This window comes from Yoonia sp. R2-816, from assembly GCF_046762905.1.
In the GTDB taxonomy this organism is placed as follows: Bacteria; Pseudomonadota; Alphaproteobacteria; order Rhodobacterales; family Rhodobacteraceae; genus Yoonia.
Genome location: NZ_JBKQXN010000346.1, coordinates 33,009 through 56,713, shown reverse-complemented (window position 1 = coordinate 56,713; position 23,705 = coordinate 33,009). Strand labels below are relative to the sequence as shown.

Sequence of the window (23,705 nt, the reverse complement as noted above, 5' to 3'; positions counted from 1 at the left end):
GTCGATCCAATCTTCAAGCCGATCCGGAAAAAGCGTCGCCTGACTTCGCTCCGCGCCCTCGATATATCCCGACATGCCCGCCTCCAGTCTTTGCCGAAAAGCATACATCATCCGGAGTTTTCACACAGCCTCGGCTGGCACCAGTCATCCGACCAAAACCGTCAGATGTCGACAGCGAGCCCACTTCGATCGATGATGCGCCGCGCACAAAAGTCGGGTTTATTGCGTTTACAACTGCTTGCTGTAACGAAACTGCCCGGCTTAAGAAGTGGGTGTCCAGCCAATTCGACAGGTTCCATGTCCGTCCCTTACTCCCCACCGACACAACAACATGCTTCGCAAAAACGCGGGGCCGTTGTAGAAGTATAGCATGGTGGCCAACCTGTCGGTGGATGAGTAAAGGAGTGCAATACATGCCAAAGACTGCACGTGTCGAGCGCCGCGACAATGTGAGCGCATTTCCCAGAGGGGCGCAGCTCGTAACATTCGTTAACCAAGGTGGCAATTTCTTTGAGCTACCAATTCAAATCGATTTGATATTCGGTGAGGAGCACGTGAGTGACGAAACCGGATTCGGATTTTCTCTACGATTTCGAAAGTGTTTCCTGAGGTTGAAGTTGGACAGGTGCCAGATTATTAACTCAACACCGCGCTATCAGACTACTCTCCCACCCGAAGACTTTGTCCAACTGGTCAAGCGAACAATTCAAAAAAGCCGAGACGCGTCCGGCAAAATTGGTGCCTCTGTAGATGGGCTACTAAGCAAGGTTCTTTCATCAGTTGGCCTTGAGGGCGCTCTCGGTGGTAGTATCGAGAAGACAATGCAAAACCTCGAAATGGACGAATACAAGAGTACCATCAAGTATCGAATTGTTGAACCTACCGCCGGTGACTCTTGGAGGATTGGGCATGAGGTCCTGGGCGACCCTCGAACTTTGGATCAAACACTGTCCGGTCAGTACTTTCGAGATAAGTCAGACAACACCAAAGAAGAAGCGGAAGACGCAACCGCTCTTTGTGCAGTGGGCCCCGACAGCGAATTACAAAAGACTTACGAAGTTGGAGTCATGATCTCCTGCACCTTCAAAGATGGTGTTTATTTGCCCATTGTAGAAAATGAGGACGCCGACCTAATGCCGAACTCATTGGACTGGAGATCTAGCAATAGGTTAAAAATTGAGAAACTAATGATGTTGAAGGCAATTCGCGACGACCAGATTAAGAATGGATGGGATGTTCATGAGGGAGAATTGATAATTTCTCACGCAAAAATTAAGGTTCGAATTTCAGATGCCGAACAAGACAACATGAGAGAAAACCTATGATGGAGCTGGTAAGTAAAAACCTTCCGTTCAAAGTTGCAAAAGAAGTGCGAGAGTCAGAAGGCGGTAATTTGGCGGATTTGATAAGAACTGCCAAGATCAACCCAAAGAAGGATTTTCGATTTGCTGACTTGCAGGGCGTTAGTTTTGCGGGGGTAGATTTAGACGGCGCCGATTTCTTTGGGGCTGACCTGAGCAACGCGAGTTTCTATGGAGCAAGAATTACTGACTCAACGAGCTTCGAGGGTGCAATGGTTGAATCGGTTATTTGGAATGACGATGCGCCGGAAGATTGGCACCTGAAAAAATTGGAGGGAAAGTCCACCCAGCCGCAGGACTCTGCCATTCACGAGAACTTACGAAAAACCTCAACGCGCCCTCTCTCTTCTCTGACTCCACGCGAGGAAAAGGTCTTACGCATGCGCTTCGGTATAGGCATGTCCACCGACCATACACTTGAAGAAGTTGGCCAACAATTTGGTGTAACTAGGGAACGAATTAGGCAGATCGAAGCAAAGGCGCTTCGCAAACTGAAACATCCGAAAAGAAAAGCGACAAAGGCACGTAAAGAATCGAATTGAGAGCGGTAGTGCTTACCATTTCTTGAATGGGACACATGGTTAAGCTTGTCTCACTCTGTACCAGCAAACCGCCATTTGCTCGTCTGCAACGAACGGTAGAAAAGTCCGCTGACCGGCCGATCCTGCCCAGAATTCGAATGGCCGGTTCGGGCTGGATTTTCCTAGGAAACATCCTTTATCCGTGGCATCCACTTGCGCGGCGATGGGCCTGATTTAGGCGGAGAAGTTCATTTTCGTGCAGCGATCGGCGCGGGATATGAATTCGACAATGGATCCACACTCACGTTATCATGGGATCATTGGTCGAACGGCGACACACGCGCGACCAACCCCGGACTAGAAAATTTGTCGATCCGCTACGCGATCAGTTTGAACCAACGACGTTTGTCGCATTATAAGTTATCAACCGTGCAGGCGACTTGATCTGCATATGCGCCTTAGTTTTATCTATCATTAGTACCTCTCGCGGGAGGCTCCACCGGGCCACAAAAAATAGGATGATATCATGGACGGTACACTTGGTCTAATCTGGCTGCTGACGAGTTTGACAGATATGACGTTGAATGATTGCCCCAGCGGTTGCCTTGATACCGAAAAGCAAGAACCACAGGTGCTTTATCAGCTGGGACAACTGCAATCTGATGAATTTCAGAGTGCGAATGAGTTCTACCTTGGCTACGACAGCCATCGTCGACGCGGCCCCTTTCGCCCCACTTACGGCCTTTCGCTGACAACCGATGGGGCTGCATGGTTCGGGATCGGCTGGAAATGGAGCACCCAATACGTCTACGACACCCCATTGTTCATCGAAACCTCGATGATGCCCGGTCTTTATATGCAAGGTGACGGCGCTGATCTTGATGGAACTCTGCAATTTCGATCGGCACTTGGTATTGGCTATACGTTTGACAACGGCAGTAAAGTGACGATCAGCTACGACAGCATGTCCAACGCAGATTTTCGCGATGCAAGCCCAAGCCGCGAAACGCTCGCTATCCGTTGGTCGACCAACTGGGAGGGATAGAGCCATCCTTCAAAAATGCTTGATGATAGAGATACCCGAGCAAGGCGGCCTCGTCTTTCGACAGTCATGATAAGCACACTGGGTCGCTGTTGTCGGTCCAGTCGGCAATCTTCACCTTTAATGCGGACGTTGATCCGGAACGCACGAGGTGGTTGATACGTGCATCCAATGTCTTCTTTGGTCTGGCACCAGTTAATCGCCAAAGTTGTGCAAACGACGGCTCTTCCCGCTAAGCGGCCCCAACCTCACACCTATACCAGCCGCGATGTTTCTACTGCGGCTCTGACGAAGTCCGCGAAAAGCGGGTGGGGGGCGAAGGGTTTGGATTTCAGTTCGGGGTGGAACTGGACGCCGATGAACCAGGGGTGATCTTCCCATTCGACGATTTCGGGCAGTTTGCCGTCGGGTGACATGCCGCAGAATTTCAGCCCGGCCTTTTCCAGCGTATCGCGGTATTTCACGTCGACCTCGTAGCGGTGCCGGTGTCGTTCCTCGATCGAGGTGCTGCCGTAGATCTGCGCCACTTTGGAGCCTTCGGTCAGGGTCGCGCTGTAGGCGCCGAGCCGCATGGTGCCGCCTTTGTCGTCATCGGCCTTGCGCGCCACCTTATGATTGCCCTGCACCCATTCCTTGAGGTGATAAACCACGGGTTCGAAACGCTTTTTACCGGCCTCATGGTCAAATTCCTCTGACCCGGCCTTGTCCATCCCGGCGACGTTGCGCGCGGCCTCGATCACGGCCATCTGCATGCCGAGGCAGATGCCCAGATAGGGGATCTTTTTCTCGCGGGCGAACTGGGCCGCCTTGATTTTGCCTTCGGTGCCGCGTTCGCCAAAGCCGCCGGGCACGAGGATGGCATGGTATCCTTCGAGATAGGGGGCGGCGTCTTCGCGGTCGAAAAGCTCCGCATCGACCCATTCGATCTTGACCTTGACCCGGTTGGCCATGCCGCCATGGGTCAGCGCCTCTGCAATCGATTTATAGGCATCTTCAAGCTGGGTGTATTTGCCGACGATGGCGACCTTGACTTTGCCTTCGGGGTTGTGGATGCGGTCATAGACATCGTGCCAGACATCCAGTTTCGGGGCCGGGGCGGGCGAAATGTCGAACGCATCCAGAACCGCCTGATCCAGACCCTGTTCGTGATAGGCCAGCGGCGCCTCGTAGATGGATTTCAGGTCATAGGCGGCGACCACGGATTCCTTGCGCACGTTGCAGAACAGGGCGATCTTTTCCCGCTCCTTGTCGGGGATCGGCTGTTCGGACCGGCAGACCAGCACGTCGGGCGCGATCCCGATGGATTGCAGTTCCTTGACGGAGTGCTGGGTTGGTTTTGTCTTCAGCTCACCACTGGCCGCCAGATAGGGCAGCAGCGTCAGATGCATGAAAATGCACTGGCCGCGTGGTTTGTCGTGGCTGAACTGGCGGATCGCCTCGAAGAACGGCAGGCCCTCGATGTCGCCGACGGTGCCGCCGATTTCGCAGAGCATGAAATCGACCTCGTCCTCGCCGATCTTCAGGAACTCCTTGATCTCGTTCGTGACGTGGGGGACGACCTGAATGGTCTTGCCCAGATAATCGCCGCGTCGTTCTTTTTCGAGGACATTGGAATAGATCCGCCCGGAACTGACGGAATCGGTCATGCGGGCAGGCACGCCGGTGAAACGTTCGTAATGGCCGAGGTCCAGATCGGTTTCGGCCCCGTCATCGGTCACGAACACCTCACCATGTTCAAAGGGTGACATCGTACCGGGATCGACGTTTAGATAGGGGTCAAGCTTGCGAAGACGCACGGAAAAACCGCGGGCTTGCAAGAGCGCGCCGAGGGCCGCAGAGGCCAGGCCTTTACCAAGGGAAGACACCACGCCGCCGGTGATGAAGATATAACGCGCCATGGCTGGGAACTCCCGTGAAAACGTCCAAAATCTGTGGGAAAGCGAACGGCGAAGTTCGCATCATCACGGGATTTGACTATTACCGGATTCGGGGCGTGCGCGCAACCGGTGACGCAACATCATGTTGCCGAACTTGTCCGTTCGGCAACAGCTTGTGGTTTAGTCGCCAGTTGGAACCAGCGGATCATCATCTGCCGACGGTGGCAGAAGGCTGTCACCCAGATCAGGGGCAGGCACGCCTTCTTCGGTGCCGGTTCCACCCAACCGGTCCACTACGGAGGAGCCTGCGGATTTTTCCGCCGCAATCAGCGTCAGGGCAATGGATGTGCAGATAAAGGCGATGGCCAGAAGCCATGTGAACTTGCCCATCGCTGTTGGCGCGGGCCGTCCCCCCGTGGCGGCACCGCCACCGCCGCCGATGCCAAGACCGCCACCTTCTGACCGCTGCAACAGCACGGTGCCGATCAGGCTGAGCGCCAGGATCAGGTGGATGATGAGGACAACGTTTTCCATGACAGGCCTTTCGGGGCGTTCGCGAACACGCGGTATCTAAAAGCTGCAGGGCTATCCCGCAACCCCTGAATGTCCCTTATTCGTCGATGTCATCCACGTCAGTCTGGCCGGTCAGCTTGCGGCGTACGATGGACCAGCTAAGACCGATGGCCAGAACCACCGACAAGGCTGCAAGTGCGATCCATGTGTTGAGCGTTGGGTCGTCCAGATTGACGATACCCTGATCATAAAGAACCCACAGGACGGTCCCTACCACGGCCAGGATCAGAACCATCCCGAAGATACCGATCGATCGCAATGTGGCGCGCAGATAGATGATGTAGCCCACAAGAAGGACCAGCCCGAACAGCACCGTCATGGACAGGTTTGTTTCGGCATTGGCCGCGCTCCACCGCACGAAGTTCCATTCCGTCGGATTATAGGTGGCCGCCAACAGCACAAAGGCAAAGACCCAGCGAATGACGAAACCCATGATATGCCTCACTTCTTTTTATCTGGCAGGACAATGGCGAGGCCCGCGTGCCCTGTCCAGCCTGCGGGGGGCCAAATTTGCGGTTTCGTCTGAACTGTGGCGGCTATATAGGGGCGTGGGACATCTGTAAGGACATCGCGTATGGCAAATGTAGTGGTCGTTGGCGCCCAGTGGGGCGACGAAGGCAAGGGCAAGATCGTGGATTGGCTATCGGAAAGGGCCGATGTGATCGCGCGCTTTCAGGGCGGCCACAATGCAGGCCATACGCTGGTGATTGATGGTGAGGTCTACAAGCTGCACGCGCTGCCCTCTGGCGTGGTGCGCGGTGGCAAGCTGTCGGTGATCGGCAATGGGGTGGTGCTGGACCCGTGGCATCTGGTCAAGGAAATCGAAACCTTGCGCGGCCAAGGCGTGCAGATCACACCAGATACGCTGATGATCGCCGAAAACACGCCGCTCATCCTGCCATTTCATGGCGAATTGGACCGGGCGCGGGAAAGCCAGAACTCTGTCGCCAAGATCGGGACGACGGGGCGCGGCATCGGCCCATGTTACGAAGACAAGGTGGGCCGCCGGGTGATCCGTGTGGCCGACCTTGCCGATGATGCGACACTGGAATTGCGGCTGGACCGTGCGCTGATCCATCATGATGCGTTGCGTCGTGGGCTGGGGCTGGAACCGATTGACCGTGATGCAGTGCTGGAACAGCTGCGGGGCATCGCACCCGAGGTTCTGCAATACGCAGCGCCAGTCTGGAAAGTGCTGAATGAAAAACGCAAGGCGGGCAAACGGATCCTGTTTGAGGGTGCGCAGGGCGCGCTCCTCGATATTGATTTCGGAACCTATCCGTTTGTGACCTCGTCCAATGTGATCGCCGGTCAGGCGGCCACCGGCGTTGGTGTCGGGCCGGGAACGATTGATTTCGTACTCGGCATCGTCAAGGCCTACACGACCCGCGTGGGCGAGGGGCCGTTCCCCACCGAACTGGAGGATGCGGACGGGCAGCGGCTGGGTGAGCGGGGCCATGAATTTGGCACCACCACGGGCCGCAAGCGGCGCTGCGGCTGGTTTGACGCCTGCCTTGTGCGGCAAACCTGTGCGACCTCTGGCGTGTCCGGCATCTCGCTGACCAAGCTGGATGTGCTGGACGGTTTTGAGACGCTTAAAATCTGTGTTGGTTATGATCTGGACGGGGAAAAGCTGGATTACCTGCCAACCGCCGCGGACCAGCAGGCGCGTTGTGTGCCGATCTATGAAGAGATTGAGGGTTGGTCTGAATCAACCGAAGGGGCGCGCAGCTGGGCGGACCTGCCAGCGCAGGCGATCAAATATGTGCGCCGGATCGAAGAGTTGATCGAATGCCCGGTCGCGCTAGTCTCTACCTCGCCTGAACGCGAGGATACGATCCTCGTCACTGATCCGTTTTCCGACTGAGGATGAATGACCTATAAAGCGCGCAAAAGACTGGCCCTGTTCGTGCTGGTGGTCGGCCTGCCGGCCTATATTGTGCTGGCGGTGACGATCATGTCAGGGGCGTCGCGCTTTCCAAAAGTGATCGAGTTTTTCATCTATGTCGCCCTTGGCATTGGCTGGGCATTTCCGCTGAAATGGGTGTTCAAGGGGATCGGGCAGCCCGATCCGGATGAAAAACCCTGACCAAAATGCGCGGACCTTCGGCTCGCAAGACATGTTTGGTTTGGCGCATGAATGCACGTCATGGCCGACGGTTAAGCGGTGTCAGAAATATCAGCCATCAGATGGTCGCGACTGCACCGTCTTTGCTATGTCCAAACGAGAAAAAGGCGGGGTATTAACCCCGCCCCTTTCACCCTAGCGTCTGCTCGACGGTCAGCCTTGTGCGGCCTTATCATCAGGACGGAACCGTGTGTCTTCGGACACCTGGAAACGCCCGTTATTCAGTTTGATAATTTTGCTTTGCCGCAGCAGACGCCCGAATGAGCGGAGCCCATCCTCGCGGCTGAACTGATCGGCGGAAGCCATCTGAACCTTCTTCATCACCTGCGGACGCGAGAAATCGTCGTCGCCTTCGACAAACGCGATATAGGCGGCGGCGGCCTCAAGCAGATCGGCAAGCTCGGTTGCGCCTTTTGCGCTGGCAAACTCGGCAAAGCCACCTTTCTGACCTTCGCCATCATCTTTTACAGAGGCGATCTGACGCAGGCGGTCTGCGGGATCAGACGGCTCGTCCTCGATGCGCTGCTCGGCCACCAGTTTCAGCGGGGTTGAAACAGAGCGGGCGGCAGGTGCCTCGTCGCTTTCCTCGTCCTCTGATCTGACAGCCTCATCCAGATCTTCACGGAAAGCGTCGCGCGGATCCGTAGTCTCGTTTTGATCGCCCAACTGGCGCGCAGCCTCAGTTGCGGCCACAGCGGCCTTAAGTTGCGCAAACGCATCGCGATGGCGCCGCCCCTCGGGCTCGTTCAGGCGTTCATCGGCTTGCGACATGATCCGCGACATGGCGTCATCGTCGTTTTTGGGCAGATTGTCCCGCTTGGACCGGTTGTCGCGCCGCATGGCGATGTCGTCTTCTGTCTCGCCGTCGTCGGCATCCATGGCGGCATCTTCTGCGCCATCGTCATCATCGACGAGATGTGCGGCGGTATCCTCTGCATCATCACGGTCGAAATCGTCGGCGTGATCGGCCATTTCGTCATCAGCGCTGTCTTCGTCAGACAGGACCAGCGGCTCGGCCTCGTCAGCTTTGAAATCGAAATCATCAACCAGATGATCATCGGTTTGCGGGGCTTTGCCGGTCAGGGCTGACAGGCGGTCAGCAATGCTCCCCGACGCTGCAGGCGCGCCCGCGTCAGGAGCGGCCGTGCGGTTGGCCGGAGGCACGCGCCCGACCAGAGAGCGGATACGCTCCAGCTTGGCGGCAACGCTGTCATCCTGATCAGCAGCGGGCGGGGCCGCAGCGGGATCGTAGAAGGGCGCGTCAGCTGTATCATCATCGGCAACATCATCTTCCGCTACCAGCTCAGCCTCTGCCATGTCGTCATCGGCGTCGTCTGCTTCGGCAGCAACCATCTCGTCTTCGTCAGTGTCGTCATCCGCAGCCAAGGTGTCTTCTTCTTCGACCTCGGTATCTTCGACAATGTCCATGTCTTCTGCCGCGACCTCATCAAGGTCATCTTCGGCGACAGCGTCGTCCAGTTCGGCGGCGTCATCAACCTCTGCATGCTCATCGCTGTCATCGTCAGAGGCTGCGACATCGTCGTAATCATCCAGATCAGCGACATCGTCTTCCAGATCGTCCAGATCGGAGACATCATCATCCAGATCGGAAACATCATCATCCTGATCGTCGAGGTCAGAAGCCTCATCCGTGAGGTCATCCAGATCAGACACATCTTCGTCCATGGGCTGTTCTGCCGGTTTGTCACGACGCAAGCGCAGGCTCGGCCGTTCCTCTTCTTCCGTCGGTTCAGGGCGCTGAATGCGCAGGCTGACCACACCGCTATCGACAACGGCTTCAACTGGGGTTCCGTCATCTTCGACCGTCAGATCTGCCAATTCGTCCAGATCAGGGGCTTGCGGTTCCATATCCATAAAGCGGTCATGACCTGCCAATTCGTGGAAGTAGGACACCACGGTTTTCATCGTTTCGACAGAGTCTTCGAACCCTTCAAGGCGGCACGAAAAAGTGCCATATGAAACGCTCAGAATTTTGTTGGCTTCGCCCATATTTTCCGCTTTCTAGATCTATTAGCCGCAGTTTGCTGGACAGATACTCATTCTTAATCGAGAACAGCATGACGGAACATTCGGGATCATTTTGTGACCGTTTTGAGGAATGTTTGTGAATTGAGGTTAATAACGTGCCCATCAAACAAATTGTTTCTGACGCAGGTATAGTTTGCCTGGTCGGAGGCGCAAGGGTGGATGCGGCAGAGATTCATCAGCTTTCCCCCTTTGTTTCCAAATACATAGCGGTCGATGGCGGTGCTGACAGTCTTTTGCAGGCGGGAATCACCCCTGCCGCAGTGATCGGCGACCTGGATAGTTTGTCTGAACACGCCCGTGCCACATTTGCGGATCTGCTCTGCCACATTCCCGAACAATCCACGACCGATTTCGAAAAGGCGCTGACCCGCGTTTCCGCCGCTGCAATCATCGCGCTGGGCTTTACCGGCGGGCGGATTGATCATGCTCTGGCTGTATTGAACGTGGTCGCCCGGTATCCCGACAAGAACGTGCTGCTTGCTGATGCGAACGATGTCAGCTTCATGGCATCCCAGGGTCGCACGGTGTTGCACCTGCCACACCAGACCCGTGTGTCGTTAATGCCGCTTGGCACCGCGCGGGTCAGCGTCAGCGGTGTGCAGTGGCCCTTTGCCGATCAGGAAATGCATCCAACGGGTTTTATCAGTTCGTCAAACGCCGCGGCGGATGATGCGGTGGTGATCGACGCGGCAGGACCGTTGCTGATCACTGTGCCGCGGTCGCATCTTGCGGCCGCCTTGAAAGCTGTTGTTCCCGCATGATGATGTAAAGGCCCGCACCGACAGTGATACAAATGCCAATGGCAGCGAGCCCGTTTGGTAAATCCGAAAAGATCATCCAGCCGATAGCCGTGCCAAACGGGATTTCAAGATATTGCATCGGCGCAAGGGTCGAGGCGGGGGCAAATCGCAGGCTCCACGTCATGAACAGATGCGCGCTGGTCCCGATCACCCCAAGCGCCAACAGCAGCCAGAGTGTAGATGGGGCGAAGTCAAAAGCGCCCGTACCTCGGGCATCTGGGAACAGCAGCAAGAGCGGCACTAGCATCACGGTCGCCTGAACGCCACTGATCGCCTGCAACCGGATCGGATCAATATCGCGGGCAACCTTGCGTGTCAGCATCATGAACAGTGCAAAAACAAGCGCGACGCCAAGCGGCAACAGGGCAGGGTATCCGACCTCGACAAAATTGGGCTGGATCACCAGAAGCGTCCCGATAAAGCCCACAAGACAGGCCATCATCCGTGGCATGCCGACCTCTTCCCCCATCGCGAAATGCCCCAGAAGCAACATGATGAACGGCATCACAAAGGCGATGGCCAAGGCATCAGCCAAAGGCAGATACCGCAATGCGGTAAACATCAGGCCGATCCCCAGAATGTGCAGACCAGTGCGCATCAGGGTCCAGATCAAAAGATCACGCGGCAGGGTCAGTTTTTGACCGTTCAGCAGAACCAAGGGCAACAGGATCAGCGCCTGCATGACAAAGCGGACCAGCAACAGAATACCAAGGGCGACAATCCCGCCAAGCAGTTTTGCCACAGCATCGCCAAGCGGTGCGAGGACGCAGAACGCGAGCATCAAAAGGACGCCAAGAAAGGGACGGTCACCAGACATTCACGCAGCCTATCGAGAGTGCGTCTTCGGCACAATCGCGCCGACTTTGTTGATAGATTCGAAAAAATCAGAAACTTGTGCTAAGATCGTTTCGCAGAACCGGCGCCCTTATTTCAAGCCGTCTATGCGTTTTACAAAAGATGAAGCACCGGCTTCTGCATTTAAATGTTTGTTTTAAAAAGGTTATTGTTATGATCTCTGAAGATCGCTTGGAAACTCTTCGCAGTGGGGGCCGCTATGTCGATGTGGCCCAGACCGGCGACCCGGATCTTGGGCCGCTGAAACTGCTGCCCGGCACATGGAAAAACACTGACGCCTTCGACGGGCGGGGCTGGAACATGATTGCCCTTCCCTTTGCCCGCGAGGACAACCCGATCAATTACCGGGTGCTGGCCAATCAGTACAACGAAGAGCTGAAGTTCTCGCTGGTGGATAAGGCGGTGCCCAATCGCGGCATCGCCTTTGGCAACCCGTCCGAGAATACCGACCAGTTTGTCGTCACGCTCGACTATGAGCAGATGATCAAACAGAAGGCAGCCGATGATCACCCCAAAAGCGGGCTGGCCGGCCCTGCTGATCTGGCCATTCACCACGAACCGGGCCTGTTTCTGCACATGCTGAACCGGCAGACAGACAACCTTGATATCGCGCGGCTGGGTACCATCCCGCATGGTGACAGTGCGCTGGTTATTGGCGAAAGCAAGGTGATCGACGGCCCACCCACAATCCCTGATGTCAGCGGTCTGCCGATTGGTGTCGCAACCGATCTGAATGGGGTGTACCTGTCGCCCTACAAGGCGTTCAACGACAACCCCTTCAAGGGCACGGTCACCGCACCGGGCTTTCCCGGTTTCAATCCGGTCACCCCGAACGATCTGCTGAAAGGGGCAGTGCCGGGAACGGTCAAGCGCACAACCGTGCTGGAGATGGAGACATCCGTCGAACAGGCGCGGATTTCGAACATTCCCTTCATTGTCAGGCAGGCAAATGCGACCGACATGAAATCCATCTTCTGGATCATGGAAGTGGATGTCGATGGCGAGGAAAAGCTGATCATGCAGTATTCGCAGCTTGTGATGCTTGATTTCTTCCCGCGCCGTGATGGCCAGCCCGGCCTGATCCGCTGGCCGCATGTCAGCATCAACACGATGGAAAAGGTGGCAGAGCCTGACACATCGAAGGCTGAAATGCCATCTGTTTAAAGTGACTTATGCGGCATTCCTCAAGCGAATGCCGCTGGCATGAAGGGTGCTGTCCCAGACCGCTTTGATCGGGTCCAGGGACGGCGCCGAACGCAGCGAAACCTCCCGCGCTGCAAGAAGCGCTGGCAGGCCTGTCAGCGCTTCGATTTTGTCCGGCACGACGGGGCGGTCAGACACCGCCATGCCGACATCATCAAGCGCGGTGAAATGGTCGCCCGGCAGGCTGTAGCGATAGATCGTTGCTTTGCTGATCCGGTCCATCCAATGCTCTTGCACAAACGCCACCCGCCGATGTCCGCTCAGCCAGTGCTGCGCGTCTTGTGTGGTCGTTTGCTCTGTCGCCCAGATCACGATCCGGGGACAGTCGCGGGGGAAGAGGTAGAGGAAATCAAACGCGTCGCTGATCGCCCAGACCAGCGGGCGGTTCAGCCGGGATGGCCTTGGATCGAACCGCCTGATCTTGGGTTCTTCGCTGAAGTGAAAAAACATGCACCGGGCATTAGCAATTCGGCACGTTCACGGCCAGCCCGCCGAGGGCGGTTTCCTTGTATTTCTCGCTCATGTCCACGCCGGTCTGGCGCATGGTTTCGATGGCCACGTCCAGCGAGACAAGATGCTGGCCGTCGCCGCGCATGGCGAGTGATGCGGCGGAGACCGCCTTGATCGCGCCCAGCCCGTTGCGTTCGATGCACGGGACCTGCACCAGCCCTTTGACCGGATCACAGGTCATGCCCAGATGGTGTTCCAGCGCGATTTCGGCGGCATTTTCGATCTGTTCGGGGGTGCCGTCCAGAACGGCGGCCAGCCCGCCCGCCGCCATGGCCGACGCGCTGCCGACCTCAGCCTGACAGCCACACTCGGCACCTGATATCGAGGCGTTGAATTTGATCAACCCGCCGATGGCCGCCGCTGTCAGCAGAAATTCCGGCACGCGGGATGCGGTGGCCCCCGGCACGTGATCCAGCCAGTAGCGGATTGTTGCGGGCACAACGCCCGCCGCGCCGTTGGTAGGGGCCGTCACCACCTGACCGCCAGCGGCGTTTTCCTCGTTCACGGCCATCGCATAGGTCGACATATAGTCGTTGATGGTGTGCGGGGCGGTCAGGTTCATACCGCGTTCAGCCATCAGCGCGTCATAGATCCCCTTGGCCCGGCGTCGCACCTTCAGCCCGCCGGGCAGCGTGCCATCGGTCGTCAACCCCCGGTCGATGCAGGCATTCATCACCTCCCAGATCCGTGCGAGGCCGCGATCCAGATCGGCGTCGGGCATCCGCGACAGTTCGTTCGCCCGTTTCATTCCCGCGATGGTCTTGCCGGATGTGGCTGCCATTTGCAGCATCTCATCGGCGCTGTGAAACGGGAACGGGATCGGCGGGCCGTTATCTGTGTCTTTGCCAGCGGCTAGCTCCGCCTCAGTCAGAACAAAGCCCCCGCCGATGGAATAATAGGTAACTTGCGTGATCACGTCGCCCTGCGCATCCGTCCCGCGCAGGATCAGCCCATTGGCATGACCGGGCAGGGCTGGCCCATAGTCGAATTCCAGATCGTCCTTGGGGTGAAACTTGAGCGTGCCCAACCCTTCAGGACTAACCGTATGGTCGGATGCAATTCGGGTCAGTTCAGCCTCGGCCCTGTCAGCGTCGTAATCATCGGCGCGAAACCCGGCGAGGCCCAGAATAACGGCCCGGTCGGTGGCGTGGCCCACCCCGGTGAATGCCAGGCTGCCATGCAACGAGGCGCGCAGGCCTGCCACCTGGAACGGCTGCGCGCGCAGGTGGTCCAGAAACCGGGCTGCGGCGACCATGGGCCCGATTGTATGGGACGAGGATGGGCCGACACCGACCTTGAACATATCAAAGACAGACAGGAACATCAGACAGCACTTCCTTCGGGCGGATGACAGTGAATAGGGGCGGAAAACGGTTTGGGGCCAAGCCCCTCAGCACTGGCTGCCTTGCGGGCGGCGGACTGAAGTTCGGCGCGTTCCGCAAAGGCCAGCAGACGCGGCCAGCGCTGCAGGGCAAACCAATCCGTCGCCCCGCCATAAAGCGCAAACCAGCGCAGGAGCGGGCCAAGATAGCAGCCCTGCGCGCTGGCGCCATCGGCATCGATCCAATCCGCATGGCTGGCCTGTTCAAGCAGACCCAACTGGTGTGACAGGCGCTGGCGCGTTGTCCGGCGCAATCCTTCGGCATCGCCATCGCAATACTGATCCGGATAGAACAGCATACGCGCGGTGGGATGCAGCGTGTTGGCCAGCCAGAACAACCACTGCACCGCATGGGCGCGTGCCGGATCATCAGGCGCAGGCATCAAACCGCCATAGGTGTCAGACAGCCAGAGCAGGATCGCCCCGGTCTCAAACATCGGGCCCTGCGGGATTTCCAGCACTGGAATCAGGCCATTCGGATTCATAGCCAGATAGGCGGACGATTTCTGCGCCTTTGCCCGGCGGTCCACCAGAACGCTGTCATAGGCCAACCCCAGTTCTTCCAACGCCAGCCGCACGCAAAGCGAGGCGTTGTCCGGGGCATAGTGCAGGCGCAAGGGTCTGGTCATGCCGGGACGCTAGACCATCGCAGATCGCTCGTCCGCCCAAATACGACCATTGCACCCAAAAAGACGGAGATCAGGACACACTGCCGTGAGCCGCCCGTGAGAGGCATTTGAGGTCTCGCACCTCGTGCCCATCTTGCCTATAAGGCATCAGGAACTATCGGAGCTGCCCCATGACCAGTGAATTGTCGCCCATCGACAAGGCAAAATTTGTCGCCGCCAAACAGGCCACGGAATATGTGAAATCGGGTATGAAAGTTGGTCTCGGGACCGGCTCGACCGCCGCGTGGCTGGTGCAATGTCTGGGCGAAATGGTGCGTGACGAAGGGCTGCAGATCAAAGGTGTGCCCACCTCCGTCCGGACGGCCAAACTGGCACGCGAAGTGGGGATCGAGGTGATCACTCTGGACGAAGCGCGCTGGCTGGACGTGACCATCGACGGGGCCGACGAATATGACGATGATCTGAACCTGATCAAAGGCGGCGGCGGCGCGCACCTGCAAGAAAAGATCGTGGCAACCGCCAGTGACCGGATGATCGTAATCGCCGACGCCTCCAAAAAGGTGGACACGCTGGGGGCATTCCCGCTGCCGGTCGAGGTGATCCCATTTGGCATGGGCACAACACAGGCCCTGATCGAGGAAATGCTGATCGGGATGGATGTGCTGGGGCGCACCATCACGCAGCGGATGGCGGGTGACACGCCCTTTGTCAGCGACGAAGGGAACTTCATCTTCGATTTGCATCTCAAGCGGATCGGCGAACCACGCAAGCTCAGCCTGATGCTCAATCAAATCCCGGGGGTAGTGGATAACGGGTTGTTCATCGACACCTGCGACATGGTGATTGTGGGCCATAGCGATGGGCGTGTCACCGTGCGCGACATCCTCAATGATGCCACCGAAGAAGTACGTTTCAATGTGTTGGACGATGACAATATCTTTGCCGACGTGACCGACTAAGAACCAAACATGACCGCGGAGAGTGAAGATATGGCGTTCGACTACGATCTTTTTGTCATTGGCGGTGGCTCCGGCGGTGTTAGGGCCGCGCGTGTGGCCGCAGCGACAGGGGCCAAGGTGGCACTGGCTGAAGAATATCGGATGGGCGGCACCTGCGTGATCCGGGGCTGTGTACCCAAAAAGCTGATGGTCTACGCCAGCGGATATCCCGATATCTTCGACGATGCGCGCGAATACGGCTGGGACGTCAGCCATAACGGGTTTGACTGGGGTCATTTCCGTACCCGGCTGCATAGCGAACTGGACCGGTTGGAAGAAGTGTATCGTGACCTTCTGAACGGCTCTGAGGTCGAAATCTTTGATGGGCGGGCGACGCTGGACGACCCGCACACGGTGCGGATCAATGACAAGACGGTGACCGCCAAGCATATTCTGGTGGCCACCGGCGGGCACCCGGTACGTCCGGACATGCCAAACGCCGATCTGGGGATTGTGTCCAATGATATCTTCTTGATGGAGAAGATGCCGAAATCGGTGCTGATCATCGGTGGTGGCTACATCGCCTGTGAATTTGCCTGCATTCTGCACGGGCTAGGTGTGGAAGTTACACAGTATTATCGGGGCGCTCAGATATTGCGTGGCTTCGATGACGAGGCACGGGGTCTTTTGGCTGACGCCATGACCCAACGCGGTATCAACCTGCATGTCGGGACCAATATCGTTGAAATGGCCCCGGCGGGCGAAGATCACGGCGGACCAACACCCACGGATTCCGATGCCGCTATGGGTGCTTCGGCCAAGCACGCCCAAGATATTGCCAGCAATCCCAAAAGCGACACTGATAAAAAGGCCAAGGGGCCGATCTGGGTGAAATCGACCAACGGCAATGAACAGGTTTTCGATCACGTATTGTTTGCCACAGGGCGGGCACCAAACACCGACGGTATCGGCCTGACGGAAGCCGGGGTTGAGATCGGACGCCGTGGCGAAATCGTGGTGGACGACTATTCGCAGACATCGGTGCCGTCGATTTACGCCATTGGTGATGTGACCAACCGGGTGCAACTGACGCCGGTGGCGATCCGCGAGGGCATGGCCTTTGTTGAAACCGTGTTCAAGGGCAACCCAACCAAGCCGGATCATGACTTGATCCCGTCTGCTGTATTTACCCAGCCTGAACTGGGTACGATTGGCCTGACCGAAGAGGAAGCACGCGATCAGGAACCGATTGAGGTTTACTGCACCTCGTTCAGGCCGATGCAACAGGCCTTTGCCGGGAAATCCGGGCGGGTACTGATGAAGCTGATCGTGTCCAAGGAAAGCCGCAAGGTGCTGGGCTGTCATATCGTCGCAGACCATGCGGGCGAGATGATCCAGCTGGCCGGGATCGCGGTCAAGATGGGCGCGACAAAGGAAGATTTCGACCGTACAGTGGCCGTACACCCGACAATGGCCGAAGAGTTGGTGACCATGAAGGAACCGATGCGGACCGCTTGATTTTGCAAGACTAGGCCACACATGGCACAGGGATAGCCCGACCGACCGGGCGATGAATAAAGGAAGCGAAGACACACGATGGCAGGAAACACTGGGGGCCCTTGGGGCGGCGGCGGCAATAACGGATCAGGGGGCGATGACGACCGCAATCGCGGCGGCCGCAAACCGGGCAATGATGGGCCCGGCATCCCTGAAATCGACGATCTGGTGAACAAGGGGCGCGAACAGCTGCGCGTATTGATGGGCGGCGGTGGATCCGGCGGCAAAAACGGCGGTACAGGCGGTGGCGGTGGTCCGCAGATCACGCGCGGTATGGTGGGGCTTGGTGCCCTGATCGCAGCCGGGTTTTGGGTGTTTGCGTCGCTCTACACGGTCAAACCCGAAGAACAGTCAATCGAACTCCTTTTTGGCAGCTATGTCGAGACCAACGGCGAAGGTCTGAACTTTGCACCCTGGCCCATCGTGACCCGCGAAATCTTGCCGGTGACAACCGAACGCAGCATCGATATCGGGACCAGCCGGTCTGGCCTGGAAGCCGGTTTGATGCTGACGGGCGACGAAAACATCGTCGATATCGATTTTCAGGTGGTCTGGAATATCTCTGATCTGCGCGAGTATCTGTTCAACCTGGCCGATCCGCCACAAACGATTGCGGCCGTGGCTGAATCGGCGATGCGCGAAATCATCGCGCAAAGCGAACTGGCACCGATTCTGAACCGGGATCGTGGTTCGATTGCAGAACGTTTGACCGATGAAATCCAGCTCACGCTTGATTCCTATAACTCGGGCGTGAACATCGTGCGTGTGAACTTTAACAAGGCCGACCCACCCGAACCGGTCATCGCGTCGTTCCGTCAGGTGCAGGACGCCGAACAGGAACGGGATCGTGTGCAGAACGTCGCTGACGCATACGCCAACCGGGTGGTCGCCGAAGCACGTGGTCAGGCCGCCCAAATCCTCGAACAGGCCGAAGGTTACCGCGCCCGCGTGGTCAACGAGGCCGAAGGTGAGGCAAGCCGTTTCTCCGCTGTTCTGGAGGAATACCAAAAGGCACCCGAAGTGACACGCAAACGTCTGTATCTGGAAACGATGGAACGGGTCCTTGGCGGGACTGACATCATTCTGCTTGATGAGAGTGGCGGTGGGGGCCAGGGCGTTGTGCCATATCTGCCCTTGAACGAACTGCGCCGCAATTCAACCGGAGGGTCAAACTGATGAGTAGATCAGCCTTTATCCTGCCTGCCATCGCAGTCATTGTGCTTGGCATCATGTCCTCAGTGTTCATCGTCGACGAACGCAAGAAGGCGCTTGTTCTGCAATTCGGTCAGATCGTGTCCGTACGCGAGGATCCGGGACTTTATTTCAAGGTCCCGCTGATTCAGGAAGTCGTGCGTTACGATGACCGTATCCTCAGCCGCGACCTTGATCCGCTGGAAGTGACACCATCGGATGACCGGCGTCTGGTGGTCGATGCCTTCGCCCGCTACCGGATCGTTGATGTTGAACAGTTCCGCCGCGCCGTCGGTGACGGTGGCGAACAGCGGGCTGCCGAACGTCTGGATGGCATCCTGCGCGACAAGACCCGGAATGTTCTGGGTACTGTGGCCAGCAACGACATCCTGTCCATCGACCGGGCGGCGCTGATGCTGCGTATCCGCAATGACGCTATCGTCGAAGCGCGGGGTCTGGGCCTGCAACTGATCGACGTGCGGCTCAAGCGGACTGACTTGCCTCCCGAAAACCTTAACGCCACTTACGAGCGGATGAAGGCCGAACGGGAACGTGAAGCGGCTGACGAAATCGCGCGCGGTAATGAAGCCGCACAGCGTATTGAGGCAGGCGCCGACCGGACCGTGATCGAACTGGTGTCAGATGCAGAACGGCAGGCGCAGATCACCCAAGGTGAGGCCGACGCCCGCCGGAACGAGATCTTTGCCAATGCCTTTGGTGCCGACCCTGAATTCTTTGAATTCTACCGGTCCATGACGGCCTATGAACGGTCCCTGCAGTCCGGCAATGCAACGATGGTTTTGTCGCCCGATAGCGAATTCTTCAACTATCTGAAGTCGGATCAGGGCAGCGCTGCAAACGAATAACTGCAGGATCAGCAGTCTCAAAAAGGGGCCAGGCATAGCGCTGGCCCCTTTTTTCTTTGAATCTTCTCAAATTATCACAGCCTGGTGACACGGTTTGTGTTGAACAATTTGTGCCCTAGATAGATCATCATGAACAGCACGGGCCACCGACTGGCCCATTTGTAATGTACAAGGAGACTTGCCTGTGAAATCGACGGCAATCGCAATTCAACAAGATCAGGCGCGTACACGGCGGCTTCTGGCAGCACTCTTCGCGGCCGTGACACTCGCTCTTGCGCTGGTGCTCGCGCAGGCGACCGGATCCAACGCGCAGACCCGCCCCGCAACCTTCGCTGATCTGGCCGAGCAGGTCAGCCCATCGGTGGTGAACATCACGACCAGCACTGTTGTGGCAGGTCGGACAGGGCCGCGCGGGATCGTGCCCGAAGGTTCACCTTTCGAGGATTTCTTCAACGATCTTGAACGGGGTCCGGGTGAAGGCGCGCGCCGCTCATCGGCGCTCGGGTCCGGTTTCGTGATCTCAGAGGACGGTTTCATCGTCACCAACAACCACGTGATCGAAGGGGCCGATGAAATCCTGATCGAATTCTACCCCGGCGGCGAACCCGGTGTACCTGCCGAACTTGTCGGCACTGACCCGAATACCGATATTGCCCTGCTGAAGGTCGATCTCGAGGACCTGCCATTTGTAGAATTCGGTGACAGCAATGGCGCCGGTAGCCGGGTCGGTGACTGGGTCATGGCCATGGGTAATCCGCTGGGCCAAGGCTTTTCGGTATCCGCCGGTATCGTGTCAGCACGCAACCGCGCGCTGTCAGGCACCTATGATGACTACATCCAGACCGACGCTGCGATCAACCGCGGTAACTCCGGTGGTCCGCTCTTCAACATGGATGGCGACGTGATCGGCGTGAACACGGCAATCCTGTCGCCCAATGGGGGTTCCATCGGGATTGGCTTTGCCATGTCCTCTGCCGTCGTCACCAATGTGGTCGATCAGCTCAAGGAGTTTGGCGAAACCCGCCGTGGCTGGCTGGGTGTGCGCATCCAGGACGTGACGCCCGACATGGTCGAAGCTATCGAAGGGCTTGATATGGCCCGCGGTGCCCTCGTCACCGATGTGCCCGCTGGCCCCGCCGAAGATGCAGGTATGGTGTCTGGCGATGTCATCCTGAATTTCGACGGGATCGAGATTGAGGATACCCGTGAACTGGTCCGCATCGTTGGAAACTCGCCGGTGGGCAAGGAAGTCCCGGTTGAGGTCCTGCGCGATGGCGATATGGAATCGCTGATCGTGGTTTTGGGCCGCCGGGAAACGTCAGAGGCCGTGGCCTTCCCCGCCTCGACCGAGCAGGAAGAAGACCCAGCATCGGCTGAAGTCCTTGGCTTGACCTTGTCGGAAATCACACCGGAACTATCCGAACAGTTCGGCCTGTCCATTGAGGAAGGTCTTGTGATCACCGGGATCAACGCTGAATCAGAAGCAGCCTCCAAGGGTCTTCTCGAAGGTGATGTGATCACCGAAGCAGGCCAGCAAGCCATCGCCTCGATCGTCGATCTCGAAGCGCAGATCGAAGCTGCGTCAGAGGCTGGCCGGAAATCTCTTCTCCTCCTCGTTCGCCGGGGCGGTGACCCACGTTTCGTGGCGCTGTCGCTCGAGGAGTAAACAGTTTCAGAGTGAGTGAGAGAGCAGGGCGGGCCGCGCAAGTGGCCCGCCCTTTTTCATCGCATTAACGATCGTTCTGCGGCAACCCGTCGGCGATATCATAATAATCGCCCTTCTCGGACACGAAGATATGCATCGCCAGCTTGGTTTGTGCCGGCGTGTCAAACGCGCCCATGGCCACGGCGGTCCAATCGCGAAACACTGGGTCCCAGAACAGGGTGGACCCGCAGATGTCACAAAACCCGCGCCGGACTTTCTCGGATGACTGGTACCATCTGACATGCGCTTCACCGGATATCGTCAGCGTATCTGCCGGTATGTCTACTGACGCCTCGAAATGGCCGGAATGCTTGCGGCAGGCAACACAATGGCAGGCCGATGGTTGCGGCAGATCGCCGGTGACCTGAAATGTCACCGCACCGCATAAACAGCTTCCCCGATGCATGAAAGGCCTCCTTAAGCTGTCGCGACGACCGCCGGTTTGCGCAGATTGATCACCAGCAAGCCTAGCACAATGAAGGCGGCTACAAGATTGATCCAGATTTCAGTTGGCCAGACACAGGCGGCCCCGGCAACGGCAAGGATCAGGCGTTCCAACAACCCGACCGGGCGCTCCAGACAGCCCTGTAGTGCACCGGCCAGCCCATAAATGCCCACGACGCCAAAGGCGAAAATCGTGATCATGGCAGGCCAGTCGCCGGACAGGAACGGGGTATAGGCCATCATGATCGGCACGATATATAGCCCCTTGGCCAGCTTCCAGCTGGCAACACCTGTGGCCATGGCGGGGGCCTTGGCAATCGCCGCGGCGGTAAAGGCCGCCAGCGCGACGGGTGGGGTGACGTTACTGTCCTGGCTCAGCCAGAAAATGATCATATGTGCTGACAGGATCGCTGCGACGGCGACCTCGGCCGGAACAACCATATCCCGCAACGGGGCTGCTACCTCCAACGGTAGACTACGCACGATGGCGGTCGCATCTTCAGCACTGACAGGTCCCGCCAGAACCGACGGGTCCGGCAGGGCCAGCATCAGGATCGGCATGGCACTTGGGTCCAGCGTGCCACTTGCCAATGCGTCGATCACGAACCGGTCCTGGATCATGCCCGCAAGGGCAGGGGCCGATAGCGTGGCCAGCACGATATAGGCCGCCGTCACCGGCAGGCCCATGCCCAGCACCAGACTGGCAATCGCGACCATGATGATCGCGATCAGCAGGTTGCCCCCGGCCCATTCAGCGATCATCAAACTGAACGTATTACCGATCCCCGCCGTGGCGATCACGTTCACCACAAGCCCAACAGCGCAAAGCAGAACAGCGGTCATGATCATGCCTTTGGTGCCCATGACCATCGCCTCGAACACCGCCTTGGGGCCCATTGGGTTCTGGGTCAGCCAGCTGGAGGCAATGACGGCCAGAATGCCGAACACGGCAGCATAAGCAGGGGTAAAGCCCGACACCAGCATCGCGATCAAACCGCCAATGGGGATGACAAAACTGGCCCCGCCCTTGCGAAAGGCCGACCCAAATGTCTCGCCATCGCTTTCCATCGGGGGCAGGCCCAGACGGCGCGCCTCGATCCGGACGAAAAAGACGACGGACAGGAAATAAAGCAGGGCGGGCAGGGCCGCGACGGCGACGATTCTTTCGTAGGGGATCTGGGTAAAGCTCGCCATGACAAAGGCGCCAGCCCCCATGATCGGCGGCATCAACTGGCCGCCCGTGGACGATGCAGCCTCAACCCCGCCGGCAAATTTCGGCGGGAAGCCCGCCTTTTTCATCAGGGGGATCGTAATCACGCCGGTTGAGGCTGTGTTGGCCACGGCGGACCCCGAAATCGTCCCAGTCAGACCAGAGGCGATAACCGCCACTATACCCGGCCCACCGACCATGCGCCCCGCGACGGCGCGGGCCAGATTGATCACGAAATCCCCCGCGCCCGACCGCAGCAGAAAGGCCCCGAAGATGATGAAAAGAAAGACGAAGGTCGATGAAATCCGGGCAATGGTCCCGAACATCGCGTCATCGCCATAGATCGACCGGAACGCGATGGATTCCCAGCTGAGCCCGGGAAACGAAAACACACCGCCCACATATTTGCCCCAGAACCCCACATAGCTAAGCGCAATAATGATCAGCAGCGGGATGACGAGCCCGGTCAGACGGCGCGTCAGTTCGATCGCGCCGATGACACAGATAACCGCTGCGATCCAGTCGGCGGTCGAAAACTTCACGCCCCGGTCATAGATGCCCTGTTCGGCATAGGGCAGGTAGATGGCCGCAGCGGCAATCGCGACGCCAAACGTCAGATCAAAGGCCAGCAGGGCCGGGCTGCGCGTCGCACCGCGCACCAGCGGGTGAAACACAGCCGCGAGAAAGGCAAAACCGGCAAAGTGATAGGCATTACGCTGAAACTCGGAAATGAACGGGTCGAACGCCACATAGATATGACCGACCGCGATCAGAAAACATAACAGGGTCAATGCGGTATCGGGCAGGCCGGTAAAGCTGCGCTGTACCGCCCCGTCGGTGGGGCGTTCGTCGGACATCGGCAAAT

At 57.9% G+C, this 23,705-nt stretch carries 23 protein-coding genes and 1 pseudogene; 14 read left to right on the top strand and 10 right to left on the bottom strand.

Annotated elements, in window-relative coordinates; genetic code table 11:
* Window positions 1-413 precede the first annotated feature (413 nt).
* The 5 genes and pseudogenes from ACFWW2_RS25825 to ACFWW2_RS25805 all read left to right on the top strand — a co-directional run bounded on the left by ACFWW2_RS25825 (window position 414) and on the right by ACFWW2_RS25805 (window position 2,927).
* Entirely contained in the window at window positions 414-1,325 is a 912-nt protein-coding gene (locus tag ACFWW2_RS25825; RefSeq protein WP_393933385.1) for a hypothetical protein, read from the top strand.
* A pseudogene (locus ACFWW2_RS25820) lies at window positions 1,322-1,540 on the top strand (pentapeptide repeat-containing protein); the annotation flags it as partial. The gene ACFWW2_RS25825 and the pseudogene ACFWW2_RS25820, both read left to right, overlap by 4 nt.
* Window positions 1,541-1,573: 33 nt before the next feature.
* The gene (locus ACFWW2_RS25815) at window positions 1,574-1,903 is read left to right on the top strand and encodes a sigma-70 family RNA polymerase sigma factor (RefSeq protein ID WP_393933391.1); all 330 of its coding nucleotides are present in this window, start codon (window positions 1,574-1,576) and stop codon (window positions 1,901-1,903) included.
* Window positions 1,904-2,095: 192 nt separating this feature from the next.
* Window positions 2,096-2,326, top strand: coding sequence for an acyloxyacyl hydrolase (locus tag ACFWW2_RS25810; protein WP_393933383.1), 231 nt, complete (start codon window positions 2,096-2,098; stop codon window positions 2,324-2,326).
* Window positions 2,327-2,408: 82 nt separating this feature from the next.
* Entirely contained in the window at window positions 2,409-2,927 is a 519-nt protein-coding gene (locus ACFWW2_RS25805; protein WP_393933381.1) for an acyloxyacyl hydrolase, read from the top strand.
* A gap of 251 nt (window positions 2,928-3,178) precedes the next feature.
* On the opposite strand, the gene ACFWW2_RS25800 is transcribed toward ACFWW2_RS25805, so the two are convergent.
* The 3 genes from ACFWW2_RS25800 to ACFWW2_RS25790 form a co-directional block, all read right to left on the bottom strand.
* Window positions 3,179-4,822 carry a CTP synthase gene (locus ACFWW2_RS25800; RefSeq protein ID WP_393933379.1) on the bottom strand — a complete coding sequence of 548 codons (1,644 nt, stop codon included), beginning with the start codon at window positions 4,820-4,822 and terminating at the stop codon, window positions 3,179-3,181.
* A gap of 159 nt (window positions 4,823-4,981) precedes the next feature.
* Window positions 4,982-5,335, bottom strand: coding sequence for a preprotein translocase subunit SecG (secG, locus tag ACFWW2_RS25795; protein ID WP_393933377.1), 354 nt, complete (start codon window positions 5,333-5,335; stop codon window positions 4,982-4,984).
* 76 nt (window positions 5,336-5,411) lie between these two features.
* Window positions 5,412-5,807 carry a DUF6524 family protein gene (locus ACFWW2_RS25790; RefSeq protein ID WP_393933375.1) on the bottom strand — a complete coding sequence of 132 codons (396 nt, stop codon included), beginning with the start codon at window positions 5,805-5,807 and terminating at the stop codon, window positions 5,412-5,414.
* A 141-nt stretch (window positions 5,808-5,948) separates the two neighbouring features.
* On the opposite strand from ACFWW2_RS25790, the gene ACFWW2_RS25785 reads away from it, so the two are divergent.
* Both ACFWW2_RS25785 and ACFWW2_RS25780 read left to right on the top strand, forming a co-directional pair.
* Window positions 5,949-7,241, top strand: a complete 1,293-nt coding sequence (locus ACFWW2_RS25785) for an adenylosuccinate synthase (RefSeq protein ID WP_393933373.1) — start codon at window positions 5,949-5,951, stop codon at window positions 7,239-7,241.
* 6 nt (window positions 7,242-7,247) lie between these two features.
* Window positions 7,248-7,463 (top strand): DUF2842 domain-containing protein, encoded by a 216-nt coding sequence (locus tag ACFWW2_RS25780; RefSeq protein WP_393933371.1) that lies wholly within the window; start codon window positions 7,248-7,250, stop codon window positions 7,461-7,463.
* A gap of 192 nt (window positions 7,464-7,655) precedes the next feature.
* Here ACFWW2_RS25780 and ACFWW2_RS25775 read toward each other — a convergent pair whose 3' ends face one another.
* On the bottom strand, window positions 7,656-9,512 hold the full coding sequence (locus ACFWW2_RS25775; RefSeq protein WP_393933370.1) for a hypothetical protein: 1,857 nt from the start codon (window positions 9,510-9,512) through the stop codon (window positions 7,656-7,658).
* 134 nt (window positions 9,513-9,646) lie between these two features.
* On the opposite strand from ACFWW2_RS25775, the gene ACFWW2_RS25770 reads away from it, so the two are divergent.
* On the top strand, window positions 9,647-10,312 hold the full coding sequence (locus tag ACFWW2_RS25770) for a thiamine diphosphokinase (RefSeq protein ID WP_393933368.1): 666 nt from the start codon (window positions 9,647-9,649) through the stop codon (window positions 10,310-10,312).
* On the opposite strand, the gene ACFWW2_RS25765 is transcribed toward ACFWW2_RS25770, so the two are convergent.
* The gene (locus tag ACFWW2_RS25765) at window positions 10,257-11,168 is read right to left on the bottom strand and encodes a DMT family transporter (protein WP_393933367.1); all 912 of its coding nucleotides are present in this window, start codon (window positions 11,166-11,168) and stop codon (window positions 10,257-10,259) included. The two genes, ACFWW2_RS25770 and ACFWW2_RS25765, sit on opposite strands and share 56 nt — an antisense overlap.
* 191 nt (window positions 11,169-11,359) lie before the next feature.
* Between ACFWW2_RS25765 and ACFWW2_RS25760 the strand changes: the two genes are divergently transcribed.
* Window positions 11,360-12,370 carry a heme-binding protein gene (locus tag ACFWW2_RS25760; RefSeq protein ID WP_393933366.1) on the top strand — a complete coding sequence of 337 codons (1,011 nt, stop codon included), beginning with the start codon at window positions 11,360-11,362 and terminating at the stop codon, window positions 12,368-12,370.
* A 6-nt stretch (window positions 12,371-12,376) separates the two neighbouring features.
* On the opposite strand, the gene ACFWW2_RS25755 is transcribed toward ACFWW2_RS25760, so the two are convergent.
* The 3 genes from ACFWW2_RS25755 to ACFWW2_RS25745 are packed head-to-tail and all read right to left on the bottom strand — an operon-like array spanning window position 12,377 to window position 14,929.
* Window positions 12,377-12,859, bottom strand: coding sequence for a DUF6886 family protein (locus tag ACFWW2_RS25755; protein WP_393933364.1), 483 nt, complete (start codon window positions 12,857-12,859; stop codon window positions 12,377-12,379).
* A 10-nt stretch (window positions 12,860-12,869) separates the two neighbouring features.
* A complete protein-coding gene (locus ACFWW2_RS25750; protein ID WP_393933362.1) occupies window positions 12,870-14,243 on the bottom strand; it encodes an L-serine ammonia-lyase in 1,374 nt (457 codons plus the stop codon).
* A complete protein-coding gene (locus ACFWW2_RS25745) occupies window positions 14,243-14,929 on the bottom strand; it encodes a glutathione S-transferase family protein (RefSeq protein ID WP_393933360.1) in 687 nt (228 codons plus the stop codon). The genes ACFWW2_RS25750 and ACFWW2_RS25745 overlap by 1 nt, the downstream gene beginning before the upstream one ends.
* Before the next feature lie 170 nt (window positions 14,930-15,099).
* Between ACFWW2_RS25745 and rpiA the strand changes: the two genes are divergently transcribed.
* The 5 genes from rpiA to ACFWW2_RS25720 all read left to right on the top strand — a co-directional run bounded on the left by rpiA (window position 15,100) and on the right by ACFWW2_RS25720 (window position 21,147).
* Window positions 15,100-15,888 (top strand): ribose-5-phosphate isomerase RpiA, encoded by a 789-nt coding sequence (gene rpiA / locus ACFWW2_RS25740; RefSeq protein WP_393933358.1) that lies wholly within the window; start codon window positions 15,100-15,102, stop codon window positions 15,886-15,888.
* A gap of 30 nt (window positions 15,889-15,918) precedes the next feature.
* The gene (locus ACFWW2_RS25735) at window positions 15,919-17,385 is read left to right on the top strand and encodes an FAD-dependent oxidoreductase (RefSeq protein ID WP_393933389.1); all 1,467 of its coding nucleotides are present in this window, start codon (window positions 15,919-15,921) and stop codon (window positions 17,383-17,385) included.
* Window positions 17,386-17,463: 78 nt separating this feature from the next.
* Window positions 17,464-18,600, top strand: coding sequence for an FtsH protease activity modulator HflK (gene hflK / locus ACFWW2_RS25730; RefSeq protein WP_393933356.1), 1,137 nt, complete (start codon window positions 17,464-17,466; stop codon window positions 18,598-18,600).
* Entirely contained in the window at window positions 18,600-19,481 is an 882-nt protein-coding gene (gene hflC / locus ACFWW2_RS25725) for a protease modulator HflC (protein WP_393933354.1), read from the top strand. The genes hflK and hflC overlap by 1 nt, the downstream gene beginning before the upstream one ends.
* 184 nt (window positions 19,482-19,665) lie before the next feature.
* Entirely contained in the window at window positions 19,666-21,147 is a 1,482-nt protein-coding gene (locus ACFWW2_RS25720; RefSeq protein ID WP_393933352.1) for a Do family serine endopeptidase, read from the top strand.
* Window positions 21,148-21,211: 64 nt separating this feature from the next.
* Here ACFWW2_RS25720 and ACFWW2_RS25715 read toward each other — a convergent pair whose 3' ends face one another.
* The gene (locus ACFWW2_RS25715; RefSeq protein WP_393933350.1) at window positions 21,212-21,592 is read right to left on the bottom strand and encodes a GFA family protein; all 381 of its coding nucleotides are present in this window, start codon (window positions 21,590-21,592) and stop codon (window positions 21,212-21,214) included.
* An 11-nt stretch (window positions 21,593-21,603) separates the two neighbouring features.
* On the bottom strand, window positions 21,604-23,697 hold the full coding sequence (locus ACFWW2_RS25710; RefSeq protein ID WP_393933348.1) for a TRAP transporter permease: 2,094 nt from the start codon (window positions 23,695-23,697) through the stop codon (window positions 21,604-21,606).
* Window positions 23,698-23,705: the final 8 nt, after the last annotated feature.